This window comes from Robertmurraya mesotrionivorans (assembly GCF_050971805.1).
In the GTDB taxonomy this organism is placed as follows: Bacteria; Bacillota; Bacilli; order Bacillales; family Cytobacillaceae; genus Robertmurraya_A.
The window spans coordinates 38,181-50,480 of record NZ_JBPCCH010000009.1 but is presented as its reverse complement, the minus strand read 5'-3'; the positions used below and the strand labels follow the sequence as shown (position 1 = coordinate 50,480).

Below are 12,300 nucleotides of genomic sequence, written 5' to 3'. Positions count from 1 at the left end.
GACAAGATGGTGAAAAATAAGGATAAGCAATTTAAGAATAATAAAAATGCTTTACCTAAAGCGGATGTAGAATTTTCGTCTGAAAATGGGTTGGAAAGAAAAGCGTTGAAGGCATTGAAGAATGTGAATAAGTAAAAATAGAAAAGTCGAATTCCGTTATTCTAGGAATTCGACTTTTGCAATTAGTAGAGACTCATCCAACTATTTCTTATAAACTATAAGAAATAGCAGCAGGAGGAGTTTTCATGTTTGAAGCAATTATTCATGGTTTTATTTTAGCATTTGGATTAATCTTGCCTTTAGGTGTTCAAAATGTTTTTGTATTTAACCAAGGGGCCACACAGCCTCGATTTTCAGGGGCGTTACCAGTCATTATTACTGCCGCTATTTGTGATACGTTACTTATTTCTTTAGCCGTCTTAGGAGTATCCGTTGTGGTTCTGGACTATGATTGGCTAAGAATGATTTTACTTATTGCAGGCATTATATTTCTCATTTATATGGGATTTGTTACATGGAATAGTAAAGCAGCTATTAATGAAGGAGAGAGTAGAATATCGTTTTCTCCGAAAAAACAAGTTATTTTTGCTATGTCGGTATCTTTACTAAATCCTCATGCTATTTTAGATACCATTGGAGTGATTGGAACAAGCTCCTTAGCCTATTTAGGTGTGGAAAAAACAGCATTTGCCATTTCGTGTATACTTGTCTCATGGTTGTGGTTCCTTGGCTTAGGAATTGGCGGAAGAATGACAGGAAGGCTTGATCAAACAGGTCGCTTCTTATTGGTCTTAAATAAAATCTCAGCAATCGTCATGTGGGGAACAGCTGTTTATATTGTTGTTACCCTATAATTTTTTTCAAAAACGAGGTCAAAGATTTCTCTGTATTTAAACATAATCAGACATCATCACGGTTGGACTATGCAGTGGTCGCTGTTATTTAACACATGAAAAAAGAGGCTTAGTAATCCTAAACCTCTCGATTTTGGTTAAAACTTATCTGGGAACTGCTTTATGATGCCTTCAGTTAGTGCATCAGCCATTTTAATGATATGATCTTCGCCTTTATCAAAAGCGATAATGTCAGCTTCCCAATTTTTATTTATTCTTGCTTCAAGTGTATCAGCAACTAATTTTAAATGCATATACAACATGTCTTTTAAATCTTTAACAGACCAATTTGGATTAGCTTTACTTAAAAACTCGGCAATATCATCAGCGTTTTTATACCACTCTGAATTATATTTCTTAGTATTTGTTTCATTTCCGCTCTTTACTGCGTCTACTATTTTCCCTGCGATGACAATGTGATCTGTTAGCAATTCAGCGAGCTTATTTCCTGCTTCCTCCCCATAATAGGGTTTTATACTATTCCCTAAATCTTGTTGATTTTTCAATAGCCTAGCTAGTACCTTATCCTTATCATCAAGGTTTTCTACGGCACTTATTATATAGTCTCTTGTCCAAATTGTATGGTCAATCCAAAGTCTCCGTATATCTTCCTTTAATTTAACTGCTGCAGGACTATAACACTGATTCTGCCTGCTCTCAGATCCCTTTGCTATCACCTCAGAACTAAATAAACAAGTAGAGTGGGCCATTAAAACTACGATGATTACTAGTAAGTATTTTTTCACAAATATCTTCTCCTTTTCCTAAAGTATTACAATTATTTTAAAGTTTTTCATGATGTGCTTGAGTTCTAGATAAATTTCTAATCATCCCCATAAACCCGCGAACAATAAGAAAACTAAAGGCGATAGACAGAAAACTATAAAAAGAATTCCAAGATTTTTTATAGGATATTAATTTTGTATTTCTTTCGAGAAAGTGTTCAACTACGGCGGATGGAACACTAAAATAAAGGCATTTTTTTAATATGTCAAATACGCTAGACGACTTCGTGATTTGGTTGAAATACACGCATGAGATCGGAAATAGAATATAACTAAATAAAACACTAATATCAAACCCGCTGATTAGATTCACAGGATATTTTAGAAACCCTTTTCTTACAAGTAAGTTATCAATAAAGGTAGCGAAGTAACTTTTTAGAAAAAATACAAGCAACCAATCTTTAATAGGAGGTTTCCTTATTAAGTTAATGAACAACCCTACACTGATGACTAGTAAAGCTTTCAAGATATTCATCTCTAATTTATTCCTCATATCATGTCCTCCTTACTTCAGATAGTTAACCAAAGGAAAAAATAGATGACTGGTTATCCATCAGACTTTTTCCTCAAGTATTTGTTATGGATACTAGAAAGGAGAACCAAAGCAATGATTGAGCCTGCAAGGGTAAGAGACATATCCCACTGAGAATCCCATATATCACCTTGAGTGCCTAAAAAATCCTTCGATGCTTTTCCACCATGCGTGATGATTGAAACGAGCCATTCAATGATTTCATATAAGGCCGCAATAGCAAGGGCTACACTTAAGGATAGGAAAGTTAGCCATTTTCCTTTTGGCAGTGGTGAAGTTCGGAGTAAGATTTCTCTAATAACAATGATCAAAAGTCCCTTAAGGAAATGACCGAACCGATCATAGTGATTCCTCTCAAAATGAAAATCATCTTTAATCCAATTAAAAAGGGGGACTTCAGAGTAGGTATAGTGCCCTCCTATAAACGTGAAAATGGACAGAATAGCAATTAATAAATAGGAAAGGGTTGTGAGTTGAAATTTTTTATAGATAGCTATCACAACAAGGAGTCCAATAACCGCAGGGAGTACTTCCATTGTCCATATTCCATATCCAACAGGTTTAATGGCCGACCAAATTAACACAGCAAAAACAATTAGTAGCAGGATAAAATGAATCTTTGTACCAGTCTTTTTACTCAACATTTTCACCTCCACATATAGTATTTACAATCGATAGTTGGTAAATGCAGTCATTTAGGTTCACGAGAAGAACAAATGAAATGAAATGTATATATTTTACATTTCTGTAACCTACCCTTTTTTATTGCTTTAGGGGTGGAAATCTGTTTTTTAAACAAAGAGACCTGTTTTTTGACTACAATAATTTTCTGAAAATAAATACAATTCTACGTGTAAGCGATTTCAGTATGGAGGTGAAATACATACATCGCAAGATTGACACAATCAATAAGAAAAATAAAGGAGGAAGCTTATTGATTACAAAGAGTAAGGGCAAAGGAATTATTTCTATTGTTTTAAGTGTGTTAATGGTAGTATGCAGTATTCCTTTAAATTCTCAAGGAGTCAGTGCGGCAGAAGAGGAATCAGCCATTGTGAAGAAATTTGATTTTGGGACAAAAGATAGTGCGACAATGAGCGGTTATACTCAGGTTACGCCCGAAACTGCCTATACATCGGAATTAGCATACGGTTTTGCAGATTCAACGAAGGTAACTGGTACCGATCGGAACACATCGGATGAACTAAAGTCTGATTTCATTTCGGCTGTTGGAACAACCTTTCAAGTCGATCTTGAGCCAGGAGATTATAGTATTACGGTGATCGCTGGTGACACAGACGAAGCAACAAGCGTAGGAGTTATGGCCGGAAATATTCAAAAGGTGCAAAATACAAACGTTGCAAAAGGTGAGTATATTGAGCGTACTTTTAATCTTGCCTTAGTAGATGAACAAGTAAGCTTTGAGTTTACTGGAGATACGCCAAAGATCAATGCGATAGTTATTTCCAAGCTACCACAACGATCAGCAGCAGACGTACCAAACGTTTATATTGCCGGTGATTCAACGGTTCAAACGTATGATGAATACTGGAAGCCTGAAGCTGGTTGGGGTCAGATGATTTCCCGTTATTTTACCGATGATGTGAGCTTTAAAAACCATGCGATTGGTGGAAGAAGTACGAAATCATTTATTAACGAGGGAAGACTGGACGACATCCTTCAAGAGATTAAACCAGAGGATTACTTCCTTGTTCAGTTTGGACACAACGATGCTACAATCAGTAGACCTGAACGATATGCATCAGTTCCTGATTATAAAAATTATTTAAAGACGTATGTAAATGGTGCTCGTCAACGAGGAGCAACACCTATTCTTGTTACACCTGTTGGGCGTCGTGACTTTAACGCAGAAACTGGAAAATTCAATGTTAGTTTCCCAGAATATGTGCAAGGGATGAAGGAAGTAGCAGAAGAGTTAGACGTTGACTTAGTCGATTTGAGTACACTAAGTGTGGCTTACTATGATTCTATCGGACCTGAGGGGACTTTATCAGTATTCCTACATACGGAACCAGGGATCTACCAGGCATTCCCTAATGGCTCACAGGATAATACGCATTTCCAGGAGTACGGGGCGATTCAGCTAGCGCGACTTGTCTCTGGTGGGATCAAAGATTTAAATAACTCATTGTCATCGTATGTTCAAGATATTGAGCCACCAGCTCAAGTTCCTAACAAACCAACTGGGGTTATTGCAAGTAGCATTAGTAATGCAGGCGCAAAATTAACTTGGAATGAAGTAGAGAGCGCAGATATTTACAAGATTTATAGAAAGCTAGAAGGCGATGGAGAATACACGCTAGTTGGTACGTCTACTCTTCCAAGATTAAATATTTCTGGAATGGAAGAAGGAAAAACATATCAAGTAGTTGTAACAGCTGTTAATGGAAAAGGTGAATCGGAACAATCTGAAAGCGTAAGCATTACAACAAAAGCAGCCACGATGAAATATGACTTTGGCCTAGCTGGAAGTGTTATAGCTGAAGGATATACGGGAGTTAATCTTTCTACTCTTTATACACCAGAACGAGGGTATGGAATAGTTAATTCAACAGGTATGATCGGGCGAGATCGTTCATCTGGTGGAGATGTCATTCGAGATTGGCTTGGCTATTTTAGTGTAGGCTGGAAATTCAATGTTGACGTACCGAATGGGCTCTATTCGGTGAAAGTATATGTAGGTGATATGCTAGGTAGCGCAAGAACAACGTTAGAGATTGAAGGTCAAGATTTTGGGCAAATCTCAGCACCTAGCAGAAATTTCACAAGTAAAATTGTTCCTGAGGTTTCAGTAAAAGATGGACAGATGAATTTTGCTTTTGGAGGTTCAACGGGAATTGTTAACGGACTTGAAATCACTCCGATATTAGCTGCACCATCAGGAGTGGCCGTAAAAGAACTTTCCTTAAATGCCGACACCCCTTCTGTTTCCCTCACTTGGAATACAGTGGAAGAAGCAAAAGAATACAATATCTATCGTCAAACAGAAGGAGCTTCTGATTATGTAAAAGTTGGGACATCGACTTCGAATGCTTTTACCGATCAAACGGTGGATGTAGGAATGGAATATCAATACACAGTGACAACTGTTGATCACGCCAATGTGGAAACTGTTCCTTCTATCCCGTTAAAGGTTGCTATGATTGATCCGAATCAACCTATTCCTGGCACTCCGATGAACTTGAAGGTTGGCGAGGTAAATAAAAATGATGTAACTATTTCTTGGGATCAAGTAGATGGTTCCGTTTCTTATAATGTATATCGTTCGAAGAAACAAAATGGAACGTACGAATTTATTGGGAAAACAAAACAGACTTCTTTTAAGGATGAAACGGTCTTAACCACCATTCCATATTTCTACAAAGTAGCAGCTGTCAATGCAGGAGGAGTATCTGAGCTTTCTGAAAGCATAGAAACACCAGCCGTTACAAAGTTGAAGAGACAGATGGAGGATTTAGATCGTGCACCAGCAGCTGTAAAAACAGAAGAGGGAGTGCTTGTTAGCTGGAGAATGCTTGGAACCGATCCAGAAAGCATCGGTTTTACCGTCTACCGAGATGGTAAGAAAATTACCTCAAAACCAATCACAACAAGTACGAACCTTCTTGATAAAGAAGGAACAGTAGATTCTATCTACGAGATTCATTCTGTGTTGGATGGAAAAGAAAATAAGGTTGCACGAAATATCAAAGTACTTAGTAACAACCATTTTGATATTCCATTAAAAAAACCAGCAGATGGTGTCACACCGCTTGGAGATCCGTATTCTTATCGAGCAAATGATGCGAGTGTTGGTGACTTAGATGGTGATGGAGAGTACGAATTGGTTGTAAAATGGGATCCAACCAATTCCAAGGATAACTCTCAATCTGGTTATACAGGAAATGTATACATCGATGCCTATGAAATGGATGGAACGCTTTTATGGCGTATCGATCTAGGAAAAAATATCCGCGCAGGTGCTCATTATACTCAGTTTTTAGTATATGACTTTGACGGTGATAGCAAAAGTGAAATTGCATTTAAAACAGCTGACGGAACGATTGATGGCATGGGGAATGTCATCGGAAGAGCGGACGCTGATCATCGTAACAGCACAGGGTATGTGCTTCAAGGTTCGGAATATTTAACCGTATTTGAAGGGCAAACAGGGAAGGCACTTGTTACAACGGATTATGAACCACCTCGTGGAGATGTGGCTTCTTGGGGAGATAGTTACGGAAACCGTGTAGACCGTTTTCTTGCAGCTGTTGCGTATTTGGATGGAGAAACACCAAGCATCGTGATGGCTAGAGGTTATTACACAAGAACCGTACTTACTGCCTATAACTTTAAAGACGGAAAATTAACTAAGCAATGGACGTTTGATACAAATCAAGAAGAATATCGGAGCTATGTAGGTCAAGGCTACCACAGCTTGAGCGTAAATGACGTAGATCTAGATGGAAAGGATGAAATCGTTTACGGACAGATAGTCATTGATGATGATGGAAAAGGTCTGTACAACACAGGATTGGGCCATGGAGATGCCCTTCATGTGAGTGATTTAATTCCTGATCGACCTGGCTTAGAAGCCTTCGCTGTTCAAGAACATAAGGACTCACCATATGGTTTTGACATGCGCGATGTAGAAACAGGAGAAATCCTATGGGGCGTGAAAACCGGTGAAGATACAGGCAGAGGATTGGCAGCTGATATTGATCCAAGACATAGTGGTACAGAAGCGTGGGCAATCTCAGGTGCGTGGAATAGTCGGGTAGGTGGACTTTATACGTCTACGGGAGAAAAAATCTCTGACAGTATTCCTAGCTCTAATTTTGCCATATGGTGGGATGGAGATCTACTCCGTGAATTGTCGGACCACAAATGGAACGATGAAACAAAAACAGGTGTTGGTACAATTGATAAATGGGACTATAAAGAAAACAAATTAGTCAATTTGTTAACAGCCGAAGGTACTCAGTCCAATAATGGTACAAAAGGAACTCCAACTCTTCAAGCTGATTTATTTGGTGACTGGCGTGAAGAAATTATTTGGCGTACAGATGATAGCAGTGCCTTACGTGTGTACATGACTACTGAAAAAACGGATCATCGAATTTTCACGCTTATGCACGACCCACAATATCGATTATCGATTGCGTGGCAAAACGTGGGTTACAACCAGCCTCCACATACAAGCTTCTTCCTTGGTGAAGGGATGAAAACTCCACCAGCACCAAGTATTAGTATCGTGGAAGTAGCTGATAAAATCGCACCTGAAACCACTGCAGAAGTGGAAGGGTCCACAACAAATGAGTGGTATAATAAACCAATTACTGTTCATCTTACGGCCGATGATAACAAATCAGGTGTGGAAGCCACATACTATTCAATAAATGACGGTGAAGCACAAGTAGGGAACACAGTAACCATTGAAACAGACGGAAAGTTTATTCTTAGCTATTGGAGTAAGGACAAAGCTGGAAATGTAGAAGACAAGAAGTCCATTGAGATTAACCTAGATCAAACAGGTCCAAAGATTACATTCTCTGTTGAGGATGGAGCAGAATTTGGGGTAGACCAGATGGTAGACATCACTTCTAAAGCAGAAGACGCACTATCAGGAGTCGATACTTCTACGGATGTTAAAATCTCAAAACCTGCCTATGAGCTTGGACTAGGTTCTCATTCGTTCTCTGCTGAAGCAGTGGATGTGGCTGGAAATCGTTCGAGTCAATCCATCAACATTGTGGTGATTGTTGATTATGATCGATTAACAAGCTTGACAGGTCAATTCCTAACAGCGAATGGAAGCACTGAAGACCTTAACTCCTTTGAATCGAAGTTGATGGCTGCTAAAGAATCAGAAGCTAAAGGAAACACTTCTGCTCACAACGGTCAGCTCAAAGCATTTATGAACCAAGTGAATGCACAGAGTGGTAAAGCGTTTACAGAAGAGCAAGCTAATGTATTAAGTGAACTTGCAGAATCTTTGATGAAATAATTTAAAGCTGGATGGACCTGTTATAGGTCTATCCAGTTTTTTGCATTATTAAAGAGTTAATACAAATAATAGAAAATATACGTTGGGGTTTGTGAAGGGAAATGGTGTTTGAATGTGGAAGGATTGGGGAGTAGCAAAGAAAGCAGCATTAAACTTTGTCATTTTTTATATCACCCTAAGCAGCTTGTGGGTTTTATTATCCGATTATATTTTCAAGAGGAACCTAAGTTATATACCTGAATGGATGAATACGTCAAAAGGCTTGGCTTTTATCATATTAAGCGGTTTTGTTTTTTATAATTTATTTAAAAAAATGATTAAAGATATTATTAAAGAGGAGCGTTATTACAGGCTAATCGTAGAAAATGCTTCTGATTTAATATTGGTGATTGATCAGCAGGGCAAATTGGAGTACATCTCTCCATCGCTCCAATCTATTGTTGGCTATCATCCACAGGATTACATAGGAAAAACAGTAAAAGAAATATTTAGCCAAGAAGAGATAACAAAATTAAGGTACAGCTATATCCAAGAAAATTATAATATTCCAATAAAATTTAAAATAAAGAATAAAAGTGGTAGAACCATTCTTCTTGCAGGAAAAGGTGTGTCCATCTCTGACGAAAAGGATGCATGCCGTTATGTCGTTCTTGTTCAAGATATTACCGAACGTGACAAAGTAGAAAGAGATCTATTAGAAAGTGAAGAACGGTACAGGAAACTTGTCGAATTTTCTCCAGAAACAACATTGATTCATAAAAATAGAAAAATCCTCTATGTTAACCAAGCAGGAGTAAAGTTAGTAGGAGCTCATAATCCTGAGGAAGTCATTGGGAGAGATGTGCTAGATTTCATTTATCATGAGGACCTAAGCCAGGCTATTGAAAAAATGAAACAAGTGAAAAAGGGGATATCAGAAATTAGTGAATATCGTATCCTTAGGATAGATGGTACAGTAATTTTTACGGATATGATGGCGTTTTTAACAACATATGAAGGAGAAGAAGCGGTTCAAGTCATAATAAGAGATATTTCGAAACGAAAAAAAGCAGAGGAACAAGTTCAATTATTAGCATACTATGATTCATTAACTGGGATGGCCAACCGCAATCTTCTATATGAGCATTTAAGCGAAGCGGTAACAAGAAACGAAAAGAGCGGACAAACCTTTGCTGTAATGTTTTTGGATTTAGATCGTTTTAAGATGATCAATGATACGTATGGACATAGTTTTGGAGATCTATTATTGCAAAAGGTTTCTACAAGACTAACGAACTCTATAGGTGAGGAAGGGAAAATCTTCCGTTATGGAGGGGACGAGTTTATTATTGTACTTGAAACTGATAAACGGTCTAAAGTGTCTGAAACAGCAGAAAAAATCATTTTTATGTTAGGCTCTCCCTTTGTAATCAAAGACCGACAAATGTTCATATCAACAAGTATCGGAATAAGTGTCTATCCAAAGGATGGAGAAAATGTAGAGGCACTTATCCAAAATTCGGATATTGCTATGTACAATGCAAAGGAAAATGGAAAAAATAATTATCAATATTACACTTCTTCTCTGAATCTTAGTCATCGATGGAGAATGGAATTAGAAATTGGGCTGCGAAATGCTATTAGCAATAATGAATTGAGCCTTTATTATCAACCTCAGGTAGACCTTGTATCTAATCAAATCATTGGATTAGAAGCATTGATTCGGTGGAAGCACCCTGAATATGGTTTTATCTCTCCAGCAGAATTTATTCCACTTTCCGAAGAGACAGGTCTCATTTTCTCGATTGGAAAGTGGGTATTAAAAACCGCGTGTACTCAGTGTAAGCAATGGATTGACATGGGTTTACCGATTGATAGTGTATCAGTTAATGTGTCTCCCTTACAATTTCGAGAGAAAAACTTTGTTTCTTCCATCAATCAGATACTAGAGGAGTCGGACCTACCCCCGAGATATCTCGAACTGGAAATTACCGAAAGTGTAACTAGCAATGTTGATCAGGCGTTAAGCATTATGAAAGAAATTAAAGAACTAGGGGTAAACTTTGCAATAGATGACTTTGGGACGGGATATTCTTCGCTAAACTACTTAAGACGTTTTCCCATTCATAAATTAAAAATTGATAAATCATTCATTGATGAAATCAATCAGCATGAAGACGGAGAAGTGATCGTAAAAACAATTATCGAACTTGGCAACCGGTTACGTTTTCAAGTTATTGCTGAAGGAGTAGAACATGAACAACAAATGTCCTTTTTAAAAGAAAATAACTGTTTTTTAGCGCAAGGATATTTCTTTAGTAAGCCACTTCCAGCTGAGGAGATTGAAGTTCTTTTAAGAAAGAAAATATTGGAGTAAAAGACCTTCCAACAGCAATTAGTTGGAAGGTCTTATAATTGTTTATAAAATTTTCCAAATTACCTTCCCTTCAATTGGAAATATAGTTATAATTAGTGTAAAAATACACTATTTGTTTATAGGGAGGGAATTATGAAGTTATTTGGAGCGATGGTTGTTGTTTTCGTTTTTGGATTTATTGGATTCTATGGAACTATCATTCTAGCAATTTCAAGATCATCGGAGTTTTATCCTATTTTTACACCGATCGTGGTACTTGGTTTGATCGTTATCTCGATCCTCGGTATTTATGATCAATTAAAGAAAAAGGTAGTGAAAAGAATTTCTATCGGGTTTCTTGCTCTGGCTGTGTGTACGGTGGGGGGCTTTGAAGGATATCAATATTATTTAAAAAGTCTGGAAGTGGTAAGTACGCAAGATGTGGATTTATCTCAATATCGCCCGTTTGTTGAAAACTCAAAGGTTGTAACCTTAGATGAAGCTTCAACGCTTCAAATTGAAGAAAATCTTCCAACACTTGATGGGGCGACTGCCCTTTATCCGGTATATGCGGGATTTGTTCAAGCCGTTTACCCGGAAAAAGATTATTCATTAGATGAAAGTGAAGTTGTTTCGACTCAAACGAGTTATGCGTTCGAGCGTTTAGTTAATGGTGATGTTGATATGGTTTTCATGGCTCATCCGTCGGACCAACAGATGGACTACGCTAGACTTCAAAGAGTGGAATTGACATTAACCCCCATTGGAAGAGAAGCGTTTGTGTTTTTCGTTCATAAAGACAACCCAGTGGAAGAGCTATCTGTTGAGCAGATTCAAGGAATTTATACAGGAGAAATCACCAATTGGAAGGAAGTAGGAGGGAAAGACGAACAAATCCGAGCCTTCCAACGACCAGAAGGAAGTGGCAGTCAATCAGCGTTAATCAATTTTATGGGGGACACACCCATCATGGATCCGCCATCGAAGGATATCGTCTCAGGTATGGGAGGCATCATTCGGGAAACGAGTAATTATCAAAACCGTTCGAACGCTATCGGTTACTCTTTCAGACATTTTTCTGAGGAGATGGTGCAGAATGGGAAAATAAAGAATATTGCCGTTAATGGTTTTCTGCCGACAAAAGAAAATATTCAGAACGAAACGTATCCAATTGTCGCCAATTTCTTCGCTATTACAGGTAACAGTCAAAACCCTCATCTTGTAGAGTTTATTCAATGGATACAATCAGAGCAGGGTCAGGAAATTGTTGAGAGATCGGGGTATGTTCCGTTGAAGTAGTTTCGTGCCTGTGGTAATTTTATGAAAAGAAATATAATAAGAATTCATAACAAACAAACAGGAAGTGGTTTCAATCATTAGTGCTATCATTTTGTTTATATGTGCAGGAGTAGCTGAAATAGGCGGTGGCTACTTAATTTGGCTTTGGCTTCGAGAGGGAAAGCCTGCTTATTGGGGAATAGCTGGTGGAATCGCATTAGCTCTTTATGGTGTGATTGCTGCATTTCAATCCTTTCCTTCCTTTGGCAGAGTCTACGCCGCCTATGGAGGAGTGTTCATCGTGCTTTCTGTGCTATGGGGATGGGGAGTTGATAAAAAAACACCTGATTTATATGATTGGGTAGGGGCTGCAATATGCTTACTAGGTGCTTCCATTATCTTATTCGCCCCTCGTCAATAAGAAAGCGTATTGCTTAGACCACAGCAATACGCTTTTTCCTTGTTGAAAG

Annotated in this window: 9 protein-coding genes; 6 read left to right on the top strand and 3 right to left on the bottom strand. The window is 38.0% G+C overall.

What is annotated here, in order from left to right; translation table 11 throughout:
• The first annotated feature begins 6 nt into the window (after positions 1-6).
• Both ACRX5O_RS15115 and ACRX5O_RS15110 read left to right on the top strand, forming a co-directional pair.
• Entirely contained in the window at positions 7-135 is a 129-nt protein-coding gene (locus tag ACRX5O_RS15115) for a hypothetical protein (RefSeq protein WP_433906700.1), read from the top strand.
• Between the two features lie 110 nt (positions 136-245).
• The gene (locus ACRX5O_RS15110) at positions 246-854 is read left to right on the top strand and encodes a LysE/ArgO family amino acid transporter (protein WP_433906699.1); all 609 of its coding nucleotides are present in this window, start codon (positions 246-248) and stop codon (positions 852-854) included.
• 137 nt (positions 855-991) lie between these two features.
• On the opposite strand, the gene ACRX5O_RS15105 is transcribed toward ACRX5O_RS15110, so the two are convergent.
• The 3 genes from ACRX5O_RS15105 to ACRX5O_RS15095 all read right to left on the bottom strand — a co-directional run bounded on the left by ACRX5O_RS15105 (position 992) and on the right by ACRX5O_RS15095 (position 2,851).
• A complete protein-coding gene (locus tag ACRX5O_RS15105) occupies positions 992-1,603 on the bottom strand; it encodes a glycosyltransferase (protein WP_433906809.1) in 612 nt (203 codons plus the stop codon).
• 73 nt (positions 1,604-1,676) lie between these two features.
• Positions 1,677-2,171 (bottom strand): CBO0543 family protein, encoded by a 495-nt coding sequence (locus ACRX5O_RS15100; protein WP_433906698.1) that lies wholly within the window; start codon positions 2,169-2,171, stop codon positions 1,677-1,679.
• A 53-nt stretch (positions 2,172-2,224) separates the two neighbouring features.
• The gene (locus ACRX5O_RS15095) at positions 2,225-2,851 is read right to left on the bottom strand and encodes a DUF2238 domain-containing protein (RefSeq protein ID WP_433906808.1); all 627 of its coding nucleotides are present in this window, start codon (positions 2,849-2,851) and stop codon (positions 2,225-2,227) included.
• A 293-nt stretch (positions 2,852-3,144) separates the two neighbouring features.
• On the opposite strand from ACRX5O_RS15095, the gene ACRX5O_RS15090 reads away from it, so the two are divergent.
• From ACRX5O_RS15090 to ACRX5O_RS15075, 4 genes are all read left to right on the top strand, one after another.
• Positions 3,145-8,217, top strand: a complete 5,073-nt coding sequence (locus ACRX5O_RS15090) for a rhamnogalacturonan lyase family protein (RefSeq protein ID WP_433906697.1) — start codon at positions 3,145-3,147, stop codon at positions 8,215-8,217.
• 112 nt (positions 8,218-8,329) lie between these two features.
• Entirely contained in the window at positions 8,330-10,573 is a 2,244-nt protein-coding gene (locus ACRX5O_RS15085; protein ID WP_433906696.1) for an EAL domain-containing protein, read from the top strand.
• A gap of 132 nt (positions 10,574-10,705) precedes the next feature.
• Complete coding sequence (locus ACRX5O_RS15080) at positions 10,706-11,851, top strand: PstS family phosphate ABC transporter substrate-binding protein (protein ID WP_433906695.1); 1,146 nt, start codon at positions 10,706-10,708, stop codon at positions 11,849-11,851.
• Between the two features lie 73 nt (positions 11,852-11,924).
• Positions 11,925-12,251: a YnfA family protein gene (locus tag ACRX5O_RS15075; protein WP_391557052.1), complete on the top strand. Its 327-nt coding sequence runs from the start codon at positions 11,925-11,927 to the stop codon at positions 12,249-12,251.
• Positions 12,252-12,300 lie beyond the last annotated feature (49 nt).